The 25921-nt window shown below is 61.4% G+C and carries 23 protein-coding genes; 21 read left to right on the top strand and 2 right to left on the bottom strand.

Annotated features, from left to right (window positions below):
• Positions 1-56 precede the first annotated feature (56 nt).
• The 15 genes from WA943_RS12570 (at position 57) to WA943_RS12500 (ending at position 16126) form a co-directional block, all read left to right on the top strand.
• On the top strand, positions 57-665 hold the full coding sequence (locus WA943_RS12570; RefSeq protein ID WP_424470226.1) for an NADH-quinone oxidoreductase subunit C: 609 nt from the start codon (positions 57-59) through the stop codon (positions 663-665).
• Entirely contained in the window at positions 662-1840 is a 1179-nt protein-coding gene (locus tag WA943_RS12565) for an NADH-quinone oxidoreductase subunit D (protein WP_424470225.1), read from the top strand. Before WA943_RS12570 ends, WA943_RS12565 begins: the two co-directional genes overlap by 4 nt.
• A complete protein-coding gene (nuoE, locus tag WA943_RS12560; RefSeq protein WP_424470224.1) occupies positions 1837-2451 on the top strand; it encodes an NADH-quinone oxidoreductase subunit NuoE in 615 nt (204 codons plus the stop codon). Before WA943_RS12565 ends, nuoE begins: the two co-directional genes overlap by 4 nt.
• On the top strand, positions 2451-3740 hold the full coding sequence (gene nuoF / locus WA943_RS12555; RefSeq protein WP_424470223.1) for an NADH-quinone oxidoreductase subunit NuoF: 1290 nt from the start codon (positions 2451-2453) through the stop codon (positions 3738-3740). Before nuoE ends, nuoF begins: the two co-directional genes overlap by 1 nt.
• Before the next feature lie 3 nt (positions 3741-3743).
• Positions 3744-5783 (top strand): NADH-quinone oxidoreductase subunit NuoG, encoded by a 2040-nt coding sequence (gene nuoG / locus WA943_RS12550; RefSeq protein WP_424470222.1) that lies wholly within the window; start codon positions 3744-3746, stop codon positions 5781-5783.
• 9 nt (positions 5784-5792) lie between these two features.
• Entirely contained in the window at positions 5793-6821 is a 1029-nt protein-coding gene (gene nuoH, locus WA943_RS12545) for an NADH-quinone oxidoreductase subunit NuoH (protein ID WP_424470221.1), read from the top strand.
• A 17-nt stretch (positions 6822-6838) separates the two neighbouring features.
• The gene (gene nuoI, locus WA943_RS12540) at positions 6839-7330 is read left to right on the top strand and encodes an NADH-quinone oxidoreductase subunit NuoI (protein ID WP_424470220.1); all 492 of its coding nucleotides are present in this window, start codon (positions 6839-6841) and stop codon (positions 7328-7330) included.
• A 78-nt stretch (positions 7331-7408) separates the two neighbouring features.
• Positions 7409-8026 carry an NADH-quinone oxidoreductase subunit J gene (locus tag WA943_RS12535; RefSeq protein WP_424470219.1) on the top strand — a complete coding sequence of 206 codons (618 nt, stop codon included), beginning with the start codon at positions 7409-7411 and terminating at the stop codon, positions 8024-8026.
• A 15-nt stretch (positions 8027-8041) separates the two neighbouring features.
• Entirely contained in the window at positions 8042-8350 is a 309-nt protein-coding gene (nuoK, locus tag WA943_RS12530; protein ID WP_424470218.1) for an NADH-quinone oxidoreductase subunit NuoK, read from the top strand.
• 5 nt (positions 8351-8355) lie between these two features.
• Positions 8356-10287, top strand: coding sequence for an NADH-quinone oxidoreductase subunit L (nuoL, locus tag WA943_RS12525; RefSeq protein WP_424470217.1), 1932 nt, complete (start codon positions 8356-8358; stop codon positions 10285-10287).
• Positions 10287-11831 (top strand): NADH-quinone oxidoreductase subunit M, encoded by a 1545-nt coding sequence (locus WA943_RS12520; RefSeq protein WP_424470216.1) that lies wholly within the window; start codon positions 10287-10289, stop codon positions 11829-11831. The genes nuoL and WA943_RS12520 overlap by 1 nt, the downstream gene beginning before the upstream one ends.
• Before the next feature lie 16 nt (positions 11832-11847).
• The gene (nuoN, locus tag WA943_RS12515) at positions 11848-13296 is read left to right on the top strand and encodes an NADH-quinone oxidoreductase subunit NuoN (RefSeq protein ID WP_424470215.1); all 1449 of its coding nucleotides are present in this window, start codon (positions 11848-11850) and stop codon (positions 13294-13296) included.
• 3 nt (positions 13297-13299) lie between these two features.
• Positions 13300-14067: a biotin--[acetyl-CoA-carboxylase] ligase gene (locus tag WA943_RS12510; protein WP_424470214.1), complete on the top strand. Its 768-nt coding sequence runs from the start codon at positions 13300-13302 to the stop codon at positions 14065-14067.
• A 9-nt stretch (positions 14068-14076) separates the two neighbouring features.
• On the top strand, positions 14077-15765 hold the full coding sequence (locus WA943_RS12505; protein WP_424470213.1) for a ribonuclease J: 1689 nt from the start codon (positions 14077-14079) through the stop codon (positions 15763-15765).
• A 58-nt stretch (positions 15766-15823) separates the two neighbouring features.
• On the top strand, positions 15824-16126 hold the full coding sequence (locus WA943_RS12500) for a DUF1467 family protein (protein WP_424470212.1): 303 nt from the start codon (positions 15824-15826) through the stop codon (positions 16124-16126).
• 256 nt (positions 16127-16382) lie between these two features.
• Here the strand turns inward: WA943_RS12500 and WA943_RS12495 are convergent, their stop codons facing one another.
• The gene (locus tag WA943_RS12495) at positions 16383-17714 is read right to left on the bottom strand and encodes an NCS2 family permease (protein ID WP_424470211.1); all 1332 of its coding nucleotides are present in this window, start codon (positions 17712-17714) and stop codon (positions 16383-16385) included.
• A gap of 100 nt (positions 17715-17814) precedes the next feature.
• Between WA943_RS12495 and WA943_RS12490 the strand changes: the two genes are divergently transcribed.
• On the top strand, positions 17815-18273 hold the full coding sequence (locus WA943_RS12490) for a hypothetical protein (RefSeq protein ID WP_424470210.1): 459 nt from the start codon (positions 17815-17817) through the stop codon (positions 18271-18273).
• Positions 18274-18288: 15 nt separating this feature from the next.
• Here the strand turns inward: WA943_RS12490 and WA943_RS12485 are convergent, their stop codons facing one another.
• The gene (locus WA943_RS12485; RefSeq protein WP_424470209.1) at positions 18289-18648 is read right to left on the bottom strand and encodes a YnfA family protein; all 360 of its coding nucleotides are present in this window, start codon (positions 18646-18648) and stop codon (positions 18289-18291) included.
• A 140-nt stretch (positions 18649-18788) separates the two neighbouring features.
• Between WA943_RS12485 and WA943_RS12480 the strand changes: the two genes are divergently transcribed.
• From WA943_RS12480 to WA943_RS12460, 5 genes are all read left to right on the top strand, one after another.
• Positions 18789-20456 (top strand): hypothetical protein, encoded by a 1668-nt coding sequence (locus tag WA943_RS12480; RefSeq protein ID WP_424470208.1) that lies wholly within the window; start codon positions 18789-18791, stop codon positions 20454-20456.
• A 110-nt stretch (positions 20457-20566) separates the two neighbouring features.
• The gene (gene proS, locus WA943_RS12475) at positions 20567-21886 is read left to right on the top strand and encodes a proline--tRNA ligase (protein ID WP_424470233.1); all 1320 of its coding nucleotides are present in this window, start codon (positions 20567-20569) and stop codon (positions 21884-21886) included.
• Positions 21887-21921: 35 nt separating this feature from the next.
• Entirely contained in the window at positions 21922-23229 is a 1308-nt protein-coding gene (locus tag WA943_RS12470) for a lipoprotein-releasing ABC transporter permease subunit (RefSeq protein ID WP_424470207.1), read from the top strand.
• 11 nt (positions 23230-23240) lie between these two features.
• On the top strand, positions 23241-23957 hold the full coding sequence (locus WA943_RS12465) for an ABC transporter ATP-binding protein (protein ID WP_424470206.1): 717 nt from the start codon (positions 23241-23243) through the stop codon (positions 23955-23957).
• A gap of 31 nt (positions 23958-23988) precedes the next feature.
• Positions 23989-25921 (top strand): M20/M25/M40 family metallo-hydrolase (locus WA943_RS12460; protein WP_424470205.1); only part of this gene is annotated, 1933 nt, incomplete at its 3' end.

Below are 25921 nucleotides of genomic sequence, written 5' to 3'. Positions count from 1 at the left end.
GCGGTAGCTGGCTCAATTGCGAGCTGGTGCCGTTCACGAGTTTCGAGACTGCTTCGATGGACGAAAGCCTTAAACACCTTGGCGACCATCTCCGCGCGAAGCTTGGAGATGCGATCACCTCTTGGGATGTCGCATATGGTGAGCTCAATGTGATCGCGCAAGCGAGCGCGATCACATCTGTGCTGACTTTTTTGCGTGACGATTCCGAGTGCCGATTCTCGTCGCTGATCGATATCACGGCTGTCGATTATCCGGCGCGTGAGCGGCGCTTCGACGTCGTCTACCATTTGCTGTCGATGTACAAAAACCATCGCATCCGCATCAAGGTCGAGACGGACGAGGACACAGCCGTACCGAGCGCTGTCGGCGTCTATCCGGCGGCCAACTGGTTCGAGCGCGAAGCCTTCGACATGTATGGTGTGCTCTTCTCGAATCATCCCGACCTGCGGCGCATCCTCACCGACTACGGTTTCTCGGGTTATCCGCTTCGCAAGGATTTCCCGATGACCGGTTATGTCGAGGTGCGCTACGACGCGGACCAGAAGCGCGTCGTCTATGAGCCGGTAAAGCTCGCGCAGGAATTCCGCAGCTTCGACTTCCTGAGCCCCTGGGAAGGAACCGACTACGTGCTGCCGGGCGATGAGAAGGCGGAGCCCAAGTCATGACCGAACAGAACCTCCGCACATTCACGCTGAACTTCGGCCCGCAGCATCCTGCCGCGCACGGCGTGCTGCGTCTGGTGCTCGAACTCGAAGGCGAGATCGTCGAACGCGTCGATCCCCATATCGGCCTTCTGCATCGCGGCACCGAAAAGTTGATCGAAGCGAAAACCTATCTGCAGGCGCTGCCTTATTTCGATCGCCTCGACTATGTCGCGCCGATGAATCAGGAGCACGCCTATTCGCTGGCAGTGGAGAAGTTGCTCGGCATCGAAGTGCCGCGGCGCGCGCAGTTCATTCGCGTTCTCTATTCCGAAATCGGCCGCCTGCTGTCGCATCTTCTCAACGTCACGACGCAGGCCATGGACGTTGGCGCGCTGACGCCGCCGCTCTGGGGCTTTGAGGAGCGCGAGAAGCTTCTGATTTTCTATGAGCGTGCATCGGGCGCGCGTTTCCACGCCGCTTATTTCCGTCCCGGCGGCGTGCATCAGGATCTGCCGCCGAAGCTGCTTCAGGACATCTATGATTTCTGCGACCCCTGCGAGCAGACGATCAACGACCTTGAAGTCCTGCTGACCGGCAACCGTATTTTCATGCAGCGCAACGTCGATATCGGCGTCGTCTCGCAGCAGGATGCACTGGACTGGGGTTTCTCCGGCGTCATGGCGCGCGGTTCGGGCATGGCATGGGATCTGCGTCGCTCGCAGCCCTATGAAGTCTATTCCGAACTCGACTTCGACATTCCCGTCGGCAAGAACGGCGACTGCTACGACCGCTATCTCGTGCGCATGGATGAAATGCGCCAGTCGCTTCGCATCATGAAGCAGTGCATCGAGAAAATGCCGGGCGGCCCCGTGCATACGACGGACGGCAAGGTCTTCCCGCCGTCGCGCGCGGAGATGAAGCGTTCCATGGAAGCGCTCATCCATCACTTCAAGCTTTATACCGAGGGCTATCACGTGCCCGCTGGCGAAGTGTATGCCGCCGTTGAAGCGCCCAAGGGCGAATTCGGCGTCTATCTCGTCTCTGACGGCACGAACAAGCCTTACAAATGCAAGATTCGCGCGCCGGGATTTGCGCACTTGCAGGCAATGGACTATCTGACGCGCGGGCACATGCTGGCGGACGTTTCCGCCATCCTTGGTTCGCTCGATATCGTGTTCGGTGAGGTTGACCGATGAGTGTGCGCAGACTGAGTGCAAATCAGCCCGCGAGTTTTGCCTTCACGCCTGAAAACGTAGAATGGGCAAAGGGGCAGATCGCGAAATATCCCGAAGGCCGTCAGGCCTCCGCGATCATTCCGCTATTCTGGCAGGCGCATCAGCAGATGGGCGGCTGGTTGCCCGAACCTGCCATTCGCTATATCGCCGACATGCTGTCGATGGATTACATTCGCGCGCTCGAAGTCGCGACCTTCTACACGATGTTCAATCTGTCGCCCGTCGGTGAAAACCATGTGCAGCTTTGCGGCACGACGCCGTGCTGGTTGCGCGGCGCCGACGATCTGAAAGAAGCCTGCCGCAAGCATATCGGTCCCGATGGATCGGTGAGCGCGGATGGCAAGCTCTCCTGGGTCGAAGTCGAATGCCTTGGCGCTTGCGCCAATGCGCCGATGGTCATGATCAACGAAGACTATTTCGAAGATCTCGACGGGTCGAAACTGGCTGAAATTCTTGAAGCGCTCCGTAACGGCAAAACTGTGAAGCCCGGCCCGCAAAACGGTCGCCACGGCTCGGAGCCGAAGGGTGAACTGACGAGCCTCACTTCGTCGGCCTCGCAGGAGAGCAAGTGATGCTTCAGGACAAGGATCGCATTTTCACCAATCTCTACGGTCTTGGCGAAGCCGGTCTTGCCGGCGCGCGCCGCCGTGGCGATTGGGACGACACGGCAGGCCTCGTTGCCAAGGGCCGCGACTGGATCATCGACGAGATGAAAAAGTCGGGCCTGCGCGGTCGTGGCGGCGCCGGTTTTCCGACCGGCCTCAAATGGTCCTTCATGCCGAAGGATTCAGGCGGCCGTCCGCATTACCTCGTCGTCAATGCCGACGAATCAGAGCCCGGCACCTGCAAAGACCGCGAAATTCTGCGCAACGATCCCCAGAAGCTCGTCGAAGGCTGCCTCATCGCCGGTTTCGCGATGGGCGCGCATGTCGGCTACATCTATGTGCGCGGCGAATTCATCCGCGAGCGCGAAGCACTGCAGCGCGCCATTGATGAGGCCTATGCGGCAAACCTGCTCGGCAAGAACGCCGCAGGCTCGGGCTGGGACTTCGATCTCTACGTTCATCACGGCGCTGGCGCTTACATTTGCGGCGAAGAAACCGCGCTGCTCGAGAGCCTTGAAGGCAAGAAGGGCATGCCGCGCCTGAAGCCCCCGTTCCCCGCGAATATGGGCCTCTATGGCGCACCGACAACGGTGAACAACGTCGAGTCGATCGCCGTCGCGCCGACCATCCTGCGCCGTGGCGCGACATGGTTTGCAAGCCTCGGTCGTCCGAACAATACCGGCACCAAGATTTTCTCGATCTCGGGCCATGTGAACAATCCCTGCAACGTCGAAGAAGAGATGGGCATTTCGCTCCGTGAGCTGATCGACAAGCATGCGGGCGGTGTGCGCGGCGGTTGGGACAATCTTCTCGCCGTGATCCCCGGCGGCTCATCCGTGCCGCTCATTCCCAAATCGATCTGCGACGACGTGCTGATGGATTTCGACTCGTTGAAGGCGGTTCAGACTGGTCTCGGCACGGCAGCCGTCATCGTCATGGACAAGTCGACGGACCTCATCAAGGCGATCGCGCGCCTCTCGGCTTTCTACAAGCATGAAAGCTGCGGCCAGTGCACCCCTTGCCGCGAAGGCACGGGCTGGATGTGGCGCGTCATGGAGCGCATGGTTGCAGGCGAGGCGGCAGTGTCGGAAATCGACATGCTGCTCGACGTGACGAAGCGCGTCGAAGGCCACACCATCTGCGCGCTCGGCGACGCGGCGGCCTGGCCGATCCAGGGTCTGATCCGGCATTTCCGGCATGTAATCGAAGAGCGGATCGCCACACGGCAGGGCGTTCCTCTGGCGGCGGCGGAGTAGGGCATGCCCAAAGTCACAGTTGACGGCATCGAGGTCGAAGTTGAAGCGGGCGCAACGCTCCTTCAGGCATGCGAAGCGGCGGGCGTTGAAATTCCGCGCTTCTGCTATCACGAGCGCCTGTCGATCGCGGGCAACTGCCGCATGTGCCTCGTCGAAGTCGAGAAATCGCCGAAGCCTGTCGCAAGCTGCGCCATGCCGGCCACCGATGGCGCCATCGTGCGCACGACGACGGAGCAGGTGAAGCGCGCCCGCGAAGGTGTGATGGAATTCCTGCTCATCAATCATCCGCTCGATTGCCCCATCTGCGATCAGGGCGGCGAATGCGATCTGCAAGACCAGTCGATGGCCTATGGCGTCGATGGCTCGCGCTTCCGCGAGAACAAGCGCGCCGTCGAAGAAAAATATATGGGCCCGCTGGTCAAGACCGTGATGACGCGCTGCATCCAGTGCACGCGCTGCGTCCGCTTCGCGACCGAAGTTGCAGGCACACCGGAAATCGGCGCCATCGGCCGTGGCGAAGATATGGAAATCACGACCTATCTCGAGCATGCGCTGACGTCGGAGCTTTCTGCCAACGTCGTCGATCTCTGCCCGGTCGGCGCGCTGACCTTCCGCCCCTTCGCCTTCACCGCGCGCCCCTGGGAGTTGCGCAAGACCGAATCCGTCGACGTGATGGATGCCGTCGGCTCCAACATCCGCGTCGACACACGTGGCTCGGAAGTGATGCGCATTCTGCCGCGCATCAATGAGGACGTGAACGAAGAGTGGATTTCCGACAAGACGCGCTTCATCTGGGACGGCCTCAAGACGCAGCGTCTCGACCGGCCTTACGTTCGCGAAGACGGCAAGTTGCGCGAGGCTTCATGGGATGAAGCCTTCGCTGCCATTGCAGCCAGGCTCAAAGGCGCGAAGGGCGAACGCATCGCCGCCATCGCTGGCGATCTTATTGCCGCCGAAGAAATGAAGGCGCTGAAAGACCTCTGGGCGAAGCTCGGCTCCACCAATATCGATTGCCGTCAGGACGGCGCGAAGCTTGGTGGCGCTCGTTCGAGCTACATCTTCAATTCGACCATTGCAGGCATCGAAGACGCCGACGCCATTCTCATCATCGGTGCCGATCCGCGCCGTGAAGCGCCGATCATCAATGCACGCATCCGCAAGCGCTTCCGTGCAGGCGGCGTCAAGATCGGCGTCGTCGGCCCGCGTCACGACCTCACCTATGATTACGACCATCTCGGTGCAGGCACGCAGACGCTGAAAGACATCGCGTCCGGCGCTAATGCCTTTGCCGAAGTTCTGAAAAACGCCAAGACGCCGATCATCATCGTCGGGCAGGGCGCATTGACGCGCAAGGATGGCGCAGCCGTTCTCGCCGCCGCCACTAGCCTCGCCAAGGCGACCAATGCCGGTTTCAACGTGCTCCATATGGCGGCAGCCCGCGTCGGCGGCCTCGATCTCGGCCTCGTGCCGGGCGAGGGCGGTCGTGACGTTGCTGGCATTCTCGATGGCGCGACCAAGGGCGAGATCGACGTCGTCTATCTCCTTGGCGCCGATGAGATCGACACCGCGAAGCTCGGCTCCGCCTTCGTCATCTATCAGGGCACGCATGGCGATGCGGGCGCACATCGCGCCGACGTCATCCTGCCCGGTTCCGCCTATACGGAAAAAGACGGCCTCTACGTCAACACCGAAGGCCGCGTGCAGCGCGGCCAGCGCGCCGCTTTCCCGCCGGGTGAAGCGCGCGAGGACTGGGCGATCATTCGCGCCTTGTCCGCCGTGCTCGGTGTCCAGCTTCCTTACGACCGGCTGGATCAGGTCCGCGCCGCAATCGAAGCCGATGCGCCGCATTTTTCACATGTCGATGAAATCGTTCCGGCGGGCGCGCTTCCCGATCTCGCTTCCGGCGAGATGGATGCAGCTCCCTTTGAAACGCCCATCCACGATTTCCATCTGACGAACCCGATCGCGCGCGCGAGCAAGGTCATGGCCACATGTTCGGCTGAGACAGCAGCAGCGCGGCGCGGCAATCAGGCGGCGGAGTGACGGGGAACCATGACTGACTTTCTCATCACATACGGACTGCCGCTTGCGATCATCGCAGGGCAGGGTCTTGCCCTTCTCGTCGGCCTGCTGATTTTCACGGCCTATGTCTTGCTGGCCGACCGCAAGATCTGGGCGGCCGTGCAGCTTCGCCGCGGCCCCAACGTCGTCGGCGCATTCGGCCTGCTTCAGTCCTTCGCCGACCTGTTGAAGTTCGTCTTCAAGGAAGTGGTCATTCCGGCAGGCGCCAACAAGGGCGTCTTTCTACTCGCGCCGCTTGTCACCGTCACCCTGTCGCTTGCCGCCTGGGCGGTCATCCCGCTGGGCGATGGCATTGTTATCTCGAACATCAATGTCGGCATTCTCTACATCCTCGCCTTCTCCTCGCTGAGCGTCTATGGCGTCATCATGGCGGGCTGGGCGTCGAACTCGAAATATCCCTTCCTCTCCGCGATGCGCTCCGCCGCCCAGATGGTCTCCTATGAAGTTTCCATCGGCTTCGTGCTCATCACGGTCTTGCTGACGGCAGGCTCGCTGAACCTCACCGACATCGTGAATGCGCAGCACGGTTCCTACGGCATCTTCAACTGGTACTGGTTCTGGCATCTGCCGATGCTCGGCATCTTCTTCATCTCGGCGCTCGCCGAAACGAACCGTCCGCCCTTCGATCTCGTCGAAGCGGAATCGGAACTCGTCGCGGGCTTCATGGTGGAATATTCGTCCTCGCCCTACATGATGTTCATGCTCGGCGAATATGTGGCGATCATCCTGATGTGCGCCATGATGACGATCCTGTTCTTCGGCGGCTGGCTGCCCCCGTTCGACATTGCACCGCTCACATGGGTGCCGGGCCCGGTCTGGTTCATTCTCAAGGTCGGCATGGTCTTCTTCATGTTCGCCATGGTGAAGGCCTTTGTCCCGCGCTATCGCTACGACCAGCTTATGCGTCTCGGCTGGAAGGTCTTCCTTCCGTTCTCCCTCTTCTGGGTTGTGCTGACCGCGGGCGTGCTCGTCGGCTTCGACCTCTTGCCGAAACATTGATTGGAAAGGAACGGAAAATGGCGTCCTTCAATCAAACGGTACAGTCGCTCTTCCTGAAGGAGTTCTTCGCGGGCTTTTTTGTGGCCATGCGCTACTTCTTCAAGCCCAAGGCGACGGTGAACTATCCCTTCGAGAAGGGCCCGCTCTCCCCGCGCTTTCGTGGCGAGCATGCGCTGCGTCGCTATCCCAATGGCGAGGAACGCTGCATTGCCTGCAAGCTTTGCGAAGCGATCTGCCCGGCTCAGGCCATCACCATCGAAGCCGGTCCGCGCCGCAATGACGGCACGCGCCGCACGACGCGCTATGACATCGACATGACGAAATGCATCTATTGCGGCTTCTGTCAGGAAGCCTGCCCGGTGGATGCGATTGTCGAAGGTCCGAATTTCGAGTTCTCCGTGGAGACCCGCGAAGAGCTCATGTACGACAAGGATCGGCTGCTCGCCAACGGCGACCGTTGGGAACGCGAGATTGCCAAGAATATCGAGCTCGACGCGCCTTACCGCTGAAGCGCCGTCGCGTTGAATGAAGAGACTGAACAAGAGATCCGGCTTCGTGCCGGGCGATAAAGAGGGACAGGGGTCCAGATGATCGTTTCCGCCATAGCCTTCTACGTCTTCTCGGCGATTGCCGTGGCGGCGGGATTCATGGTGATCGCGGCGCGGAACCCCGTGCATTCGGTGCTGTTCCTCATCCTCACCTTTTTCAACGCCGCCGCGCTCTTCGTGCTGATGGGGGCGGAGTTCATCGCACTCATTCTGGTCATCGTCTATGTCGGCGCGGTCGCGGTGCTCTTCCTCTTCGTCGTGATGATGCTCGACATAGACTTCAAGCAGTTGCGGCAGGGCTTTCTGCAATACCTGCCCATCGGCGGCCTTATCGGCCTCATATTTCTGATCGAGCTTTTCCTCGTCGGCGCATCCTGGATCATTTCGCCCGATGCCGCCGGCGTCGCCGCAGCGCCCGCGCCGGCCTTCGTCGATCACGTCACCAATACGCGCGCGCTTGGTCGCGTGCTCTACACCCAATACGTCTATCTGTTCCAGGCAGCCGGTCTCATCCTGCTTGTCGCCATGGTCGGCGCCATCGTGCTGACGTTGCGCCACCGCGTCGACATCAAGCGGCAGGTGCCCTCGCGTCAGGTCGGGCGCAAGCGCGACGAGGGCGTCGAGTACAAGGACATCAAGCCGGGGCAAGGTCTATGAAGGTAGGACTCTGATATGGAAATCGGCCTTGCTCATTATCTGACGGTCGCGGCGATCCTCTTTACGATCGGCGTCTTCGGCATCTTCCTCAATCGCAAGAACGTCATCATCATTCTGATGTCGATCGAGCTGATGCTGCTCGCCGTCAACATCAACCTCGTCGCCTTTTCGTCCTTCCTTGGCGATCTGACCGGCCAGGTCTTCGCGCTCTTCGTGCTGACTGTTGCAGCCGCTGAAGCCGCGATCGGCCTTGCCATTCTCGTGACCTATTTCCGCAACCGCGGCACCATCGCGGTTGAGGACGTTAATCTGATGAAGGGGTAGGAGAGATGTACTCCGCTATCGTCTTCCTGCCGCTTCTCGGTTTCCTGATTGCGGGCATTTTCGGTCGCTGGCTCGGGGTGCGCGGTGCGCAATTCGTGACCTCCGGCCTGCTTGTCGTCTCGGCCGTCCTGTCGATCATCGCCTTCCCGAGTGTCACATTCGGCGGCGTGACCGAGCACATCCAGGTCATGACCTGGATCGATAGTGGCGCCTTCGAGAGCGACTGGCGCCTGCGCATCGACGCGCTCACCGCCGTCATGCTTGTCGTGGTCACCTCCGTCTCCGCGCTCGTGCACATATATTCGATCGGCTATATGAGCCACGATCCGCACCAGCCGCGCTTCTTCGCCTATCTGTCACTCTTCACCTTCGCCATGCTGATGCTGGTGACGGCGGACAACTTCATCCAGCTCTTCTTCGGCTGGGAAGGCGTCGGCCTTGCCTCCTATCTGCTGATCGGCTTCTGGTATCAAAAGCCCAGCGCGAATGCGGCGGCCATCAAGGCCTTCGTCGTCAACCGTGTCGGCGACTTCGGTCTCATTCTCGGCATCGCGACGATCTTCATGATGGTCGGCTCGGTCGAGTTCGATACGGTCTTCAAGGCGATCCCGCATCTGGCGACCAAGACCTTCTCGTTCCTCGGCCATGACGTGCCCGTGGTCACGACGATCTGCCTTCTGCTCTTCATGGGCGCGATGGGCAAGTCGGCGCAGTTCATGCTGCACACCTGGCTGCCGGACGCGATGGAGGGCCCGACACCCGTTTCCGCACTGATCCATGCCGCGACCATGGTCACGGCTGGCGTCTTCCTCGTTGCGCGTTGCTCGCCGATCTTCGAATTCTCGACGACCGCGCTCACCGTCGTCACCTTCATCGGCGCGACGACGGCGTTCTTCGCCGCCACCGTCGGCCTCGTGCAGAACGACATCAAGCGCGTCATCGCTTACTCGACCTGTTCGCAGCTCGGCTACATGTTCGCGGCGCTCGGCGTCGGCGCATATGAAGCGGCGATGTTCCATCTCTTCACGCACGCCTTCTTCAAGGCGCTCCTGTTCCTAGGCTCCGGCTCGGTCATCCATGCGATGAGCGATGAGCAGGACATGCGCAAGATGGGCGGCCTCTGGAAGCGCATTCCGGCGACCTACGCGATGATGGTCATCGGCACCCTGGCGCTTACCGGCTTTCCGTTCACGGCTGGCTATTTCTCCAAGGACGCCATCATCGAGGCGACCTATGCCGGCACGAACTCGATGCATATGTATGCATTCGGCATGACGGTTTTCGCCGCGCTCCTGACGTCCTTCTATTCCTGGCGTCTGATTTTCATGACCTTCCACGGCAAGTCGCGCGCCGATCATCACACGCTCGAGCATGTGCATGAATCGCCGCTCGTCATGCTTGTGCCGCTGGTCATCCTGGCGGTCGGCGCACTCGGCGCTGGCCTCATTTTCGAACGCTTCTTTATCGGCGAGGCGCACGAGACCTTCTGGCTGGAAAGCATCTATCGCGGCGCGGCCAATACCGTGATGCACGACCTGCACCACATTCCCTCATGGGCCGTCCTTCTGCCGACGATCATGATGGCGCTCGGCTTCGCGATCTCCTGGTACTTCTACATCGCGCGGCCCGATCTGCCCGCCGAACTCGCCCGCACGCAGGAGCCGCTCTACAAGTTCCTGCTCAACAAGTGGTACATCGACGAGCTTTACGACTGGATCATCGTCAAGCCGGCCTTCGCGATTGGCCGCCTGTTCTGGAAGATCGGCGACGGGCGCATTATCGACGGCCTCGGGCCTGATGGCGTGTCCGCCCGCGTCATCGACATCACGCGCGGCGTCGTCCGCCTGCAAACCGGTTATGTCTTTCACTACGCCTTCGCCATGCTCTTGGGCGTCGCGGCTCTGGCGACATACTTCATGCTCGGGGGCGTCCACTGATGACCGACGGATACATTCTTTCGCTCATCACCTTTCTCCCGGCGGTGGGCGCGCTGCTTATCCTGATCCTGCGCGGCGATGAGGGGGCAGTTGCCCGCAACGCACGCTGGATCGCGCTCTGGACGACGGTCATCACCTTCGTTCTCTCGCTCTATATCTGGGTGAACTTCGACACCTCGACGGCGTCTTTCCAGTTCGTGCAGAAAACGGATTGGCTCGGCGGCGCGATCAACTATCACATGGGCGTCGACGGCATCTCCGTCATGTTCGTGATCCTCACGACCTTCCTGATGCCTGCCTGCATTCTGGCAAGCTGGGATTCGATCGGTACGCGCGTGCGCGAATACATGATCGCTTTCCTCATCCTCGAAACACTGATGATCGGCGTTTTCTGCGCCCTCGATCTCGTCCTCTTCTATATTTTCTTTGAAGGCGGGCTGATCCCGATGTTCCTCATCATCGGCGTCTGGGGCGGCCAGCGGCGCATTTATGCGAGCTTCAAGTTCTTTCTCTACACGCTGCTCGGCTCGGTGCTGATGCTCATCGCCATCATGGCGATGTATTGGGACGCCGGTACGACGGACATCCCGACGCTGATCGATCACAATTTCTCCGCCACCATGCAGACATGGCTATGGCTCGCCTTCTTCGCCTCCTTCGCGGTGAAGATGCCGATGTGGCCGGTCCATACATGGTTGCCCGATGCACACGTCGAAGCGCCGACGGCAGGCTCGGTCATCCTGGCAGGCATCCTGCTGAAGATGGGCGGTTACGGCTTCCTGCGTTTCTCGCTGCCCATGTTCCCTGTGGCATCCGCCGATTTCGCGCCGCTCATTTTCGCCTTGAGCGTCATCGCGATCGTCTACACCTCGCTCGTCGCGCTGGTGCAGGAGGACATGAAGAAGCTCATCGCCTATTCATCCGTCGCCCATATGGGCTTCGTCACGATGGGTATCTTCACGGGTACCACGCAAGGCATCGAAGGCGGCATCTTCCAGATGCTCAGCCACGGCTGGGTGTCAGGCGCGCTCTTCCTTTGCGTCGGCGTCATCTACGACCGCATGCATACGCGCGACATCTCCGCCTATGGCGGCCTCGTCAACCGCATGCCGCTTTATGCCGCCGCCTTCCTCATCTTCACGATGGCGAATGTCGGTCTGCCGGGCACCAGCGGTTTCGTAGGTGAATTCCTGACGCTGATGGGCGCCTTCAAGGTGAATACCTGGGTCGGCACCATCGCGGCGACCGGCGTCATTCTCTCGGCCGCCTATGCGCTCTATCTCTATCGGCGCATCGTCTTTGGCGCGATCGTGAAAGATTCGCTGAAGAACATCATGGATCTCAACCGGCGCGAGATACTGACATTGGGGCCGCTGGTTGCGACGACGATCTTCTTTGGCATCTATCCCTCGCCCCTGTTCAACATCATGGCGGTTTCCGTCCAGCACCTGATTACCGATTACTCCGCCGCGCTCGAAGCGCACAGGCTTGCCGAACTCGGCAATGTTGCGCTCGACGCGGCGCGCATGATCGCGGTCCGATAGGAAGACGAAGAGCAATATGGAAAACGCAGTCATCCTTCCGGCCTTTGGGCCTGTCATTCCCGAGATGGTGCTCGCCGCGGGCGCCATGCTCCTGCTCATGTATGGTGTCTTCCGCAAGGAAAGCCCGACGGCTCACGTCACCTATGGCGTCGTCGCGCTCTTCGTCGTCACGGCGTTTCTCGTTGCGGGGCAGGGCGACCTGCGCGCTGAAACCTTCAGCGGCATGTTCACGGTCGATCCCTTCACGCGCTTCGTCAAATTGCTGATCCTGCTCGGCGCTGCCGCCGCCGTGATCATGTCCCTGTCCTTCATCCGTCGCGAAGGCATGGACCGCTTCGAGTTCCCGGTGCTGATGGCCTTTGCCGCGCTCGGCATGATGATGATGGTCTCGTCGAGCAGCCTCATCGCACTCTATCTCGGCATCGAGCTTCAGAGCCTTTGCATCTACGTGATGGCCGCGTTCAACCGCGACAACACGAAGTCGAGCGAAGCGGGCCTGAAATATTTCGTCCTCGGCGCTCTCTCGTCCGGACTGCTGCTCTATGGCTGCTCGCTGGTCTATGGCTTCACCGGCTCCATCGAGTTCCACACGATTGCCCGCGTCATCGGCGAAGAGAACAATTCGATCGGCCTGATCTTCGGCCTCGTCTTCATCATGGCGGCGCTGGCCTTCAAGGTGTCCGCCGTGCCCTTCCACATGTGGACGCCGGACGTTTACGAAGGCGCGCCGACGCCCGTCACATTCTTCATCGCCGGTGCGCCCAAGGTGGCGGCCATGGCGCTGACGCTGCGTGTGCTCTTCATCGTGTTCCCCGGCATCACGTCGCAGTGGCAGCAGATCGTCGTCTTCATTTCGATCGCCTCCATGATCCTCGGCGCTTTCGCGGCAATCGGTCAGCCGAACATCAAGCGTCTGATGGCCTACAGCTCCATCGGCCACATGGGCTATGCGCTGGTTGGCGTCGCCGCCGGAACGACCGACGGCATTCGCGGTGTGCTGGTTTATATGGCGATCTACCTCGTCATGTATGCGGGCGTCTTCTGTTGCATCCTTGCGATGCGTCGCCCGGAAGGTCACGTCGAGTCGATCAGCGATCTGGCGGGCCTCTCGCGCTCGCAGCCCATGGTCGCATTCATCTTTGCGATGCTGATGTTCTCGCTGGCGGGCATTCCGCCGCTCGCGGGCTTCTTTGCGAAGTTCTACGTCTTCGCCGCTGCCGTGCAGGCCGGGCTCTATTCGCTCGCCGTCATCGGCATTCTGGCGAGCGTGGTCGGCGCCTTCTATTATCTGCGCGTCGTGAAGGTGATGTATTTCGACGAGCCCGCACCCGCCTTCGTGCGCCCCATGCCCGCGGAGTTGACCGTTGTGCTCGGCCTTTCCGGCCTGTTCACGATCTTCTTCGTGGTCTATCCCGCGCCGCTCATGCAGGGCGCGCAGATCGCTGCCTCCGCCTTGTTGCCGTAAGCCGTGACGACGCTTCCTCAGGGCTACGCTCTCAAGGCTTTCGCAGAGATCGACAGCACAAACGAGGAAGCGCGACGTCTCGGCGAGGCGGGCGAGGAGGGGCCAATCTGGATCACCGCCCAAATGCAAACCGCAGGGCGCGGCAGGCGTGGACGCGCCTGGGTATCGCCCAGCGGAAATTTCATGGGCACGCTCTTCCTGCGCCCGCAGGTCAATCCGCGCAAGGCGGCTGAACTTTCCTTCGTCGCCGCCGTTGCGGTGCACGATGCCGTTGACGGGTTGTTGCCGCCGACGCTGCGCCCCGGCCTCAAGCTGAAATGGCCGAACGATCTTCTGCATGACGGGCGCAAGCTTGCGGGCATCCTGCTTGAATCGTCAGGCATTGCCGGGTCCGAACTGGCATGGCTCGCCATCGGGATCGGCGTGAACCTCGCGCAGCATCCAGACAATATCGAATTTCCGGCAACGTCGCTGGCAGCGCTCGGCATTCCCGGCGTCACGCCCGCGCAAGCGCTGGAGCGTCTTGCCGTTGCGTTCGACGCGCGCATCCGCCAGTGGCGAGACGTGCAGGGCTTCGCTGCGATCCGTCAGGCATGGCTCACACGCGCGGCGGGATTGGGCGGACCGATCACCGTGCGCCTTGCCGATGAGACTTTCGACGGCATGTTTGAAGGCCTCGCGCCCGACGGTGCGCTCGAAGTCAGGCTGCAATCGGGCGCAATTCGCCATATCTCTGCGGGAGATGTGTTCTTTCGCGCGCCGCCGCTCTAATCTACGCGCATGACATCACCCACCTCCCAGAAAAATACCCGCGACGAACTCGTCTTTCTGCCGCTCGGCGGCGCAGGCGAGATCGGGATGAACCTTAATCTCTACGGTTACGGTCCTGAAAAGGCGCGCCAGTGGATCATGGTCGATCTCGGCGTGACATTCGGCGACGACCGCACGCCCGGCGTCGATCTCATCATGCCGGATACGGCTTTCATCGAAGAACACGCCGACGCGCTTCTCGGCCTCGTGCTGACGCATGCGCATGAAGATCACATCGGCGCCGTCGCCCATCTCTGGCCGCGCTTGCGTTGCCCGGTCTATGCGACGCCTTTCACGGCGGCGCTTGTGCGCGGCAAGCTGATGGAAGCAGGCATCGAAGGCCAGGTGCCGCTCAACATCGTGCCGCTTGGCAGTCGCTTCGCGCTCGGACCCTTCGACATCGAACTCGTCACGCTGACCCATTCGATCCCTGAGCCGAACGCGCTGGCCATCCGCACGCCGCTCGGCCTCATCATGCATACGGGCGACTGGAAGATCGATCCCGATCCTATCGTCGGCGATGACATGGACATCACCCGCCTCACCGAAATCGGTGACGAGGGCGTGCGCGCGATTGTTTGCGATTCCACAAACGTCTTCTCGCCCGGCAGCTCCGGCTCCGAAGCCGATGTTGCAAAAAGCCTGATCGAAGTCATCCGCAATTGCGAAGGCCGCGTCGCCGTCACGACATTCGCCTCGAACGTCGCCCGCATCGAAAGCATCGCCAAGGCTGCCGAAGCCTGCGACCGTCATGTCGTTCTTGTCGGCCGCGCCATGTTCCGTCTTGTCGGCGCTGCGCGCGAGGCGGGCTACCTCACGGACCTGCCGCCGTTTCTCACCGAGCATGATGTCGGCTATCTGCCGCATGACAAGGTGCTGCTCATCTGCACCGGCAGTCAGGGCGAACCGCGCGCCGCCCTTGCGCGCATCGTCGATGACAGCCATCCGAACGTGACCCTTTCGTCCGGCGATACGGTGATCTTCTCCTCCCGCATCATTCCCGGCAACGAAGCCTCGATCTTTGAGCTTCAGAACCGTCTCGCCCAGCGCGGCATCAAGATCATCACCGAGCGCGATCACTTCGTGCATGTCTCCGGCCATCCATGCCGCGACGAACTGGCCCGCATGTATCAGTGGATCAGGCCCGAAGTCGCCATTCCCGTTCATGGCGAAGCGCGCCACCTCGCCGAACATGCATTGCTCGCGCGCGAGCTTCAGGTTCCCGAAGCCGTCGTCATTCGCAACGGCCTGATGATGCGCATTGCGCCGGGCCCCGCCGAGATCATCGGCGAGGTTCCCTCAGGCCGCATCTATCTCGACGGCGACGTGCTGATCGAGTCCGATGAAGGCGCGGTGCAGGAGCGCCGCAAGCTCGCTTTCGCCGGCTCGGTTTTTGTCAGCCTCGTGCTTGATGGAAGCGGGGAGGTGAGGGGCGACCCGCAAGTCCGCCTTCATGGCCTGCCGGAAGAAGACAGCCGCGGCGTCTCCTTCGAGGAGCGCGCGCTCGATGCCGTCGACGAAGCCCTGAATCGCTTGCCCGCCAAGCGCCGTGGCGACGATGATGCGGTGGCCGAACTCGTGCGCCGCTCCGTCCGTGGCGCGATCCGCCGCGAATGGGGCAAGAAGGCGCAGGTTTCGGTTATTCTGACCCGTATCTAGCTTGGCCTGCCGCTGCTAGTCTGCGGCAGAAAAAAAGACATCCCCTGGAGGTGCCCCGATGACATGGACAGCCGGTTTGGCCATTTACATGGTGACGTGGTGGGTCGTGCTATTCGCGGTCCTGCCTTTCGGCGTCGTTTCCCAGCATGAAAAGGCCGAGCCCCGCACGGATGGCACGGATCCGGGCGCGCCTGTCCGGCCTTTGATGGTGCGCAAGGCGCTCATCACCACCGTGATTGCGGGCATCATCTGGCTGGGCATCGCCTATGTGGTCATCGACAAGCCCATCAGCTTCGATGACATCCCCTTCATGCCGAAATCCAGCGACTGGATGGGCGCGCACTCCACCCCGCAGCCCTGATCGCCTGAAAAAGCACAAAAAAAAGCAAGGTCCACTTTCGTGGCCTTGCTTCCGTAGTGTTCCCTCTTTGCCGCGCCTTCAAAGGTTGTCCTTCGAAGTCAGCGTTCCCTCCCTAAACTTGGGCCGCGCTTTTCGCGCTATCCCCTTTTGTGTTGAGGAATATAGCCAGCCTGCGACACCCTGTCACGCAATTTTCTCCTATTGACACAGGTTTATACGCAAGAATCGGAATCTGAAAAGCGCCCACCGTTTTGCATCATTCCAAAGCGAGTTTGATGGCGAAGGCGACGGCGATAATCAGCACAGCGCCATTGGCCTCGCGCACCCGTCCGGCGAGAATTTTGACGGCGGCATAGGTGAGAAATCCAAGCCCGATTCCGCTCGCAATCGAAAATGTCAGCGGTATCGCCAGCGCCGTCACGATGGCAGGCACAGCCTCCGTCAGATCGTCCCATTCAATCTCGCCAAGTCCTCGCGCCATCAGGCAGGCAACGAAGATGAGCGCCGGTGCCGTTGCATAAAGCGGCACGGCCTGCGCGAGCGGCGCGAGAAACAGGCTGACGAGAAAGAGCAGGGCAACGACCACCGCCGTCAGCCCCGTTCGTCCGCCTGCGTCGACGCCGGCCGCGCTTTCGATATAGCTCGTCGTCGTTGAGGTGCCGAGCGTCGCGCCGATGATGCTCGCCGCCGAATCCGCAACCATCGCCTTGCGCAGTCGCGGCAGTTTGCCGTCCGCATCGAGCATCTTCGCCCGCGCCGCGACGCTCACCAGCGTTCCCGCCGTGTCGAGAAGATCGACCAGCAGAAAAACAAAGACGATGGTAACGAAGCCCGCCTGCGCCGCATGCACCAGATCCATCTGCATGAATGTCGGCGCGAGCGAGGGTGGGGCGGCCGCAATCCCTTCAAAGGGTTGCAGCCCGAGGCCAACAGCAAGCGCCGTGACGCCCAGGACCGACAAAATGATCGCGCCCGGCACGCGCCGCGCCGAAAGCCCCACCAGCGCAACAAAGCCGCCCGCCGCAAAAAGCGCAGGCGCCGTAATCGGTCCGAGCTTCACCAGCGTCACCGGATCGGCGACAACGATGCCCGCATTTTTCAGCCCGACCAATGCGAGAAAGAATCCGATGCCCGCCGCAATGGCATTTTTCTGCGAGCGCGGAAACGAGTTGATGAGCCATTCGCGCAAGGGCGAAAGTGACAGGGCCAGAAAGAGCACGCCGGACAGAAACACGCATCCAAGCGCGGTGCGCCAGTCGCCGCCAAATTGCGGCACGGCGACGAAAGCGAAATAGGCGTTGAGCCCCATGCCCGGCGCAAGCGCGACGGGGTAATTCGCATAGAGCCCCATGATCGCGGTGCTGATCGCGGCGGCAAGGCAGGTGGCGACAAAGACCGCACCGAAATCCATGCCCGTCTGCGACAGGATCGCGGGATTGACGAAGATGATATAAGCCATCGTCAGATAGGTCGTGACGCCCGCCAGGACCTCGACGCGTATGCCCGTCTTGTTTTCGCGCAACTGGAAGAAGCGGTCGAGCGCGCCCGCCACGGGATGCTCGGCCTTTCGTTGAACTTCTGTCATCATCTTCCCCGAGTGCCGCTGACGGCTGATTTGGACGCCATTCTGTCCAAGGCGTCGCGTTCAGGAAAGATTTCTTTAAACCGGCAGGGCGCAAGATCACATCATGAAACACGCGACACGATCATGGATGGTCCTTCTCGCAGGCTTGGGCGTTCTCGCCTCCGCCTCGCAGGGCTTTGCCGCCGATGAGCTGGCCGGCGGTGAACCCCCATTTCGCGTTGTCGGTATAGATCGCGATGCCTGCGCGCAAATCGCAAACTATGCGCCGACCGGCGAAGCCGACTACAAGCCCGGCATCGCCGCAGATGGCAGCACTGTCGCTCCCGCCGATCTCGATGGCGGCTATGGCATCGAGCCGCGCGGGCTTTATCACTTTCCAGTGAAGATCGAACCCTTCGGCAGCGCAAATTCCCGGTTCAATGCGCAAACTTCGCTCGAAATCGCAGACGTCACAATCGATCCGAAAACAGGCCGCGTGACCATCGACGGGCAGGACGTCAGCGGCGCCGACCGCGCGCTGGCAGATGCCTGCGCCCATCTCGACGATCAGCCTAAAGACTGATCGGCAACCGGCAATCTAATTCGATATCGTTCGCGGCCCGAACAGAATGATCGCCGTCCCGACCAGACAGGCCGCCACCCCGATGAGGTCCCACTTATCCGGCGACGAGCCTTCGACAACCCAGCCCCAGATCAGCGCCGCCAGAATATAGATGCCGCCATAAGCCGCATAGGCGCGCCCGGCAAAGGGGCTTTCCACAAGCGTCAGCATATAGGCAAACAGCGCCAGCGACAGAAGGCCGGGGATCAGCCATAGCGGTGATTTGTCGAGCCGCAGCCAGGCCCAGAATGCATAGCACCCCGAAATCTCCGCAATCGCCGCAACGACAAAGGCCCAAATCGAAATCACCGGCTCATCCCACCTGTTTCTGGTCATCCAGTTGAAAATATCTTCTAGCGCGCAAAGCCTTGCCGCAACACCTCCTTGCCGAACTTCCGGCGTCTGACCATCAATCACCATTCTTGACAAGTCGCCCCCCGGCCCTGAGGCTGAAGCCTCGGTCTGTGGGGGTAAATATGCGTTTGTCGAAGGCAAGAGGGGCGCTTGCCGTTCTCTGCGTCGTGATTTTGTTCGGCTGGAGCGTCGTGCCGGTTTCGGCTGCGACCTCGCCATGGCGCATCACCAAGGATCACTGGAGCGCGTCGGACGAGAAGGGCTTTGAAGAGTTCGTCACGCGCCTCGGCGCGGAGGATTGCTGGTCCATCGACGCCTGCATGAAAAGCCCGGCAAATCCCTATCGCCACACCGATCCCAAAACCGCCTTCATGATCGACTGTGCGGATGTGCCATATTTCCTGCGCGGCTATTACGCCTGGAAAAACGGGCTGCCCTTCGCCTGGCAAAGCACCATGCAATCTTCCGACGGCCCGCGCGGCGACATTCGCTACTCGTCGGGCGGCAATGTCGTCGTCGGCAGAAGCGCCGTTCCCGCCACGGCGTCGGGCGTCAGCGCCGTTCCGCTTCTCTTCGAAATCGTCAACACCGTCTCCACGGCCATGTACCGGCGCAACGCCATGTCGGACAGCCGCACCATGTTCACCGACACCTATTCGCCGCGCCTCGATCGAGCTGCGATCAAGCCGGGCACCATAGCCTATGACGTCAACGGCCATGTCGCCATCGTCTGGCGCGTCGAGCCGGGCGGCCGCATACTGATTTTCTCGTCCCATCCAGACCACACATTGAGCCGCTCCTTCATCGGTCGCGAATTCCTGCGCACCGGCCCCGAACTCGGCTCGATCTTCCAGAACTGGCGTCCCATCACGCTTGTCGGCGCAAAGCGCATGACGAACGGAACGCTCGTCGGCGGCCGCATCGTCGGTACGCCGAATGCGGACATTCCCGATTTCTCGCTCGAACAATATGTCGGCAACCCGCCCGTCAATCCGACGATCTGGGGCATGGCGAAATTCGTCAAAGACAATGAGGAGATGGATTTCTACACCTATCTCCGCTCCAGCGTGTCGATGGGCGAGCTTGAATATCATCCCGTCGACGAAGTCCGCGCCATGATGCAGACGCTCTGCAACGACATTCATTCGCGCAAGCAGGCTATCGAGATTTCACGCAATGAGGGCCGCACGCATTTGATGTCGCCGCCCGCAAAAATGCCGCGCAACATCTACGGCACGGATGGCGTCTGGGAGCTTTATTCGACGCCGTCCCGCGACGCGCGCCTGAAAACGGCCTTCAAGGAAATGCACGACCAGATCAGGGAATTCGTGCGCATGAAGGAAACGGACGCGCCACGCCTCAACTACGCAGGCTCGGACCTGCCCGGCGACATGCTGAAAGCCTATAACGAGGAAAGCGCTGCCTGCGTCACGGACTATAAGACCACCAATGGCCGCCGCATCTCGCTCACCATCGACGACATTTCCCGTCGCCTCTTCAAGCTCTCTTTCGATCCCTATCAATGCATCGAACGCCGCTGGGGCGCGACCGATCCGACAGAGCTTGCCTCCTGCCCGGACGGCCCGGCGAAAACCCGCTGGTACGAGGCGCAGCAGCCCTTGCGCAATCAGATCGACCGCACCTATGACGTCGAAATGGAATACACCGTCGACCAGCTTGAACGCGGCCCCTATGGCCTCGAATCCGGTCGCGGCGTCGCCACCGCGCCAGAGGTCGATGTGAAGTCCTGGCTGGAAAGCCTGACTGCGCGGGCATCCGCGATGAACTGACGCCGGTCCAAACGCCGCCCCCTCGTTGCCAAGGCACCCCGGACCACCTAAAACTTGAGCCCCGTAATATCCGGCCCCGTTCGCGGGCTCCGAGTCGCTCAAGGTTGATGATGCGCCTTTCGAAGTATTTTCTGCCCACCCTCAAGGAAAACCCCGCCGAGGCGCAAATCGTCTCGCACAGGCTGATGCTGCGCGCTGGCATGGTCCGGCAGGAAGCCGCCGGCATCTATGCCTGGCTGCCGCTGGGCTTTCAGGTGCTCCAGAACATCGAGCAGATTGTCCGCGAGGAAATGAACCGGGCAGGGGCGCTTGAGCTTCTCATGCCGACGCTTCAACTCGCCGACCTCTGGCGCGAAAGCGGCCGCTATGACGCTTACGGCCCTGAAATGCTGCGCATCAAGGATCGCCACGAGCGCGAGTTGCTTTACGGACCGACCAATGAGGAAATGATCACCGAGATCTTCCGCTCCTATGTGCGGTCCTATCGCAACCTGCCGCTGAACCTCTATCACACGCAGTGGAAATTCCGCGACGAGCAGCGTCCGCGTTTCGGCGTCATGCGTGGTCGCGAATTTCTGATGAAGGACGCCTATTCCTTCGACATCGACGAGGAAAGCGCGCGCCGTTCATACAACCGCATGTTCGTCGCATATTTGCGCATCTTCGCGCGCATGGGCCTGAAGGCCATTCCGATGCGCGCCGAAACAGGCCCCATCGGCGGCGACCTGAGCCACGAATTCATCATTCTTGCGGATACGGGCGAAAGCGGCGTCTTCATCAACAAGGACGTGCTCGATCTGCCCGCGCCCGGCGACGACGTGGACTATGACGGAGACCTCGCGCCGCTGATCGCCAAATGGACCGATCTTTACGCCGCCACCGAGGACGTGCATGACGAGGCGCGTTTCGAGCGCGAAGTGCCCGTCGAAAAGCGCGTCAACACGCGCGGCATCGAAGTCGGTCAGGTCTTCTATTTCGGCACCAAATATTCCGAAGCCATGAAGGCGGTCGTCACCGGCCCCGATGGCGCGGACAAGCCCGTGCATGGCGGCTCCTACGGCGTCGGCGTCTCGCGCCTCGTCGGCGGCATCATCGAGGCAAGCCATGACGACAACGGCATCATCTGGCCGGAAGCCGTCGCGCCCTTCAAGATCGGCCTCATCAATCTGAAGGCGGGCGATGCGGAAACCGACGCAGCTTGCGAAAACCTCTATGCAAAGTTCCAGGCCGCCGGCGTCACCGTGCTTTATGACGACACAGACGAGCGGGCAGGGGCCAAGTTCTCCAACATGGATCTGATCGGTCTGCCCTGGCAGCTCGTCGTCGGTCCGCGCGGCCTCAAATCGGGTGTGGTCGAATTGAAGAACCGCGCCAGCGGCGAACGTGTCGAGCTTTCGCCCGAGGCGGCGTTGAATAAACTGACAAGCTGAAACAAGTCGGGCCGGGGCACGACGAAGGACCGTATATGACTGAGGCCGCCTATATCGATCCTGTTGCCGATCTGCCGCGAGGCAGGGGCAAGAGCCGCCCCTTCGGCGCATTCGAATGGCTTCTCGCCGCGCGCTACCTGCGTGCCCGGCGTCGCGAAGGTTTCATTTCGGTCATCGCGGGCTTTTCCTTCCTCGGCATCATGCTGGGCGTCGCGACGCTCATCATCGTCATGTCGGTGATGAACGGCTTCCGCACCGAATTGCTCGACCGCATCCTCGGCCTGAACGGCCACATGTTCGTGCGCGGCGTGACAAGCTATGTCACGGACTTCGATGCCGTCTCCGCGCGGATCGAGGCGCTGCCCGGCGTCGTCAGCGCCACGCCCATCGTCGAAGGTCAGGTCATGGCGTCGAGCCGCAGCAATGCGCAAGGCGCGCTCGTTCGCGGCATTCACGAGAAAGACCTGAAGCGCCTCACCGTCGTGTCAGATCACATATTGCTCGGAACGCTGAACGGCTTCGACAAGGGTGAGTCCGTTGCCATCGGTTCGCGCCTCGCCAAAAATCTCGGCCTGTCTGTCGGCGATAGCGTCACGCTCTTGAGCCCGCGCGGCGCGATCACGCCATTCGGCACAGCGCCCCGCGTCAAGGCTTACCCCATCGTGGCGATCTTCGAGATCGGCATGTCGGAATATGATTCGAGTTTCATCTTCATGCCGCTCAGCGAAGCGCAGGAATATTTCCGAACCGCCGAAGGCGTCACCGCGCTTGAAATCATGATCAAGGCGCCAGATCGCGTCGACGCGCTCATCAAGCCGCTCTCCGATGTGGTCGGCCCTTGCTGCGACATCATCACATGGCAGGAAACGAACAAAAGTTTCTTCAGCGCCCTTCAGGTCGAGCGCAACGTGATGTTCCTGATCCTGACGCTGATCCTCATCGTCGCGGCGCTCAACATCGTCTCCGGCCTCATCATGCTGGTGAAGGACAAGGGGCGCGACATAGCGGTGTTGCGCACAATGGGCGCGACCAGAGGCTCGGTCATGCGCGTCTTCTTCATCTCCGGCGCCTCCATCGGCGTCGCCGGAACCATTGCGGGCTTCGCGCTCGGCACGCTTTTCTGCCTCAACATCGAAACGCTGCGCCAGTTCCTCTCGCGCCTGTCGGGAACCGAACTCTTCAATCCCGAAATCTATTTCCTGAGCCACATGCCCGCCGAGATCAATGCCGCCGAAGTCGCCTCCGTTGTCGGCATGGCGCTTTTCCTTTCTTTCGCCGCGACGCTTTATCCAGCCTGGCGTGCCGCCTCGCTCGATCCTGTTGAAGCGCTGAGGTACGAATAATGGCGCATGAAATGGCAGAGGAAAATCCGGTTCTGAGCCTGCGCGGCATAAGCCGCATCTATCGTCAGGGCGAAGAAGAGCTGCGCATTTTCGAGGGCGCGTCCATCGACATATGGGCGGGCGAGATCGTAGCCCTTGTCGGCCCCTCGGGCTCGGGCAAGTCTTCGCTCCTGCACATCGCCGGTCTTCTCGAAGCGCCGGATGCAGGCGAGGTCGTCATCTCCGGTCGCGATTGCGTTTCGCTCCGCGACGGATTGCGAACCGCCGTGCGCCGCCGCGAACTGGGCTTCGTCTATCAGTTCCACAATCTGCTGCCCGAATTTTCCGCCATCGAAAATGTCGTTCTGCCGCAGATGATCGCTGGCGTGCCGCGCCGTTCCGCCGAAACCTTCGCGCAATATCTGCTGGAGCGCATGGGCCTCGGCAATCGCGGCACCCATCGCCCGGCAGAGCTGTCCGGCGGTGAACAGCAGCGCGTCGCCATCGCCCGCGCGCTCGCCAATCGCCCGCGCGTGCTTCTCGCCGACGAGCCGACCGGCAATCTCGACCCGAAAACCGCGCGCATGGTTTTCAACGAGCTTCTGGAAATCTGTCGCACGCAAGGCGTCGCGGCCCTCGTCGCAACGCATAACCTCGATCTCGCAAGCCATATGGACCGCGTGGTTCTGCTGCATGAAGGCCGATTGATCGAAGGTGCGGACCTCACAACCGGGTATCACAGCCTCTGACGACAGGGAGGCGCGCAAAGGGGAGTGACCATTGGCCAGATCCGTCGCCTTTCTCGTCACCTTCGCCCTTGCGCTTTTCACCGCGTCTCTTGCCTCCCGGCCTCCCGCGCCAAACGCCGCCGATGTCGCGCCAACCGTCTTTTCCGCGACGCGCGCCATGGTCGATGTCGAGGCGATAGCGCAGCGCGCGCATCCCATCGGTTCCGCGGATATAATCCGTGTGCGGCAATATTTGCGGCAGCGTCTCACAGCCCTCGGCCTCGAAGTCGCGCCGGATATCGAGCAGCAAGCCCTCTTCGTGCCGACCCGCGTTGCGCGAACGCTGGTCACAGGCCGCGTTCACAATGTGCAGGCAACGCTCAAGGGCATATCGCCCGGCCTTCCGGCACTTCTGCTGATGAGCCATTACGACACCGTGCCCAATTCGCCCGGTGCCGCCGATGACACGGCAGGCGTCGCCGCAACACTCGAAATCATCGCCAACCTCAAAGCCGCAGGGCCGCTGAAGCGCGACGTGATCATCCTCTTCACCGAGGGGGAGGAGGCTGGCCTTCTCGGCTCCCGCGCTTTCTTCACCGAAAGCCCCGACGCCAAACGCGTCGGCCTTGTCCTCAATCTCGAAACGCGCGGCGGCTCTGGCCGCGCGCTGATGTTTGAAACAAGCAGCCATGCCGGTGGCCTCGTGGACACCTATGGCAGCGTCGTCGGCTCGCCCGCCGCCAATTCGCTATCGGCTTTTGTCTATCACAACATGCCGAACGGCACGGACCTCACCAATGCCCTGACCGCAGGCATTCCCGGCATGAACTTCGCCTTCATCGCCGACGAATACGCCTACCACACGGCCTCCGCGACGCCCGACCGCCTCAATCGCGGCAGCCTCCAGCATCTCGGCGATCAGGTGCTCGCCCTGACGCAAAAACTGGGCAACGCGGACGACCTGCGCGCAACCGCGCCGGACATTACCTATTCCGATCTCTTCGGCCTCGGCTTCATCTCCTATCCTCAATCTGCGGGCTGGGCGTTCATCGGCCTGCTCGCCGTGCTGATCGGCTTTGCGCTGATGAAGGCGAGGGCGCTTGGCCTCGTCGCCCCGCTCGATGTCGCGCATGGCATGGGGTTCTTCCTTGCGCTGGTTCTTGCGCAAGCATCGGCCCTGTACCTCGCCGGACAATTGCTCGGCGGCATGTCTGACGTTCAGGCGAAATACACACTGATCGGCCGCTTCGACTTTTTCCTCGGCGGCTGCATCGCCATCGCCTTTGCGCTGGCCCTGTTTGCAACGGTCACATTTGTTCGGTCGGACAAGCGTTTGTTTGTCGCGCTCGCGGCCCTTGCAATCATCCCGGCGCTGCTCGGCCTTCTGGCCGGTCGCGCTGATCCAGTCGCGCTCGTTTTACTTTCAACGTTTGTCCTCTTCTCTACACTCGCCATCCGCCGCCGCCTCACGCTCTGGGGCGGCTGGCTTGGCGGCCTTGCCTTGCTCTTCATCGCTGCGATTGCCCTTCAAGTCGTGGCGCCGGGCACGACGAACTTTCTTGTCTGGCCGCTATTGCCGCTGGCTCTCGCCGCCGTGCTCGCGCTCTTTCTCGCGCAAGGCAATCTCGACCGCCGCCTCAGCCTCATCATCGTCGCGCCGCTCGCATTTATCTCTGCCGCCTTCATCGCGACAAGCGGCGCGGCCATCTTCCTTGGCCTTGGCGGCATCCTGCCGCTCATCCTCGCGGTGCCCGCGCTCCTTGCCGCCATCGCGCTTTATCCCGGCCTCGACGCTTTGGGCCGCATCTCCCGCGCGCCGGAAATTGCCGTCGCCGTCGCGATTGTCGGCGCCGCATCGCTTGGCTGGGCGGCCCACGGTCCCGCCAGCGCCGCCCATCCCCGTGTCACGCAGGCCTTCTATCTCGCAGGCCCCGAGCCGGATCAGTTCGCCCGCATCAGCATGTTGAAGTCGCTCGACACCTGGT

This window comes from Parvibaculum sp., assembly GCF_049651025.1.
Lineage (GTDB): Bacteria > Pseudomonadota > Alphaproteobacteria > Parvibaculales > Parvibaculaceae > Parvibaculum.
The sequence above is the reverse complement of the archived record's forward strand: the minus strand, read 5'-3'. Positions and strand labels throughout refer to the sequence as shown.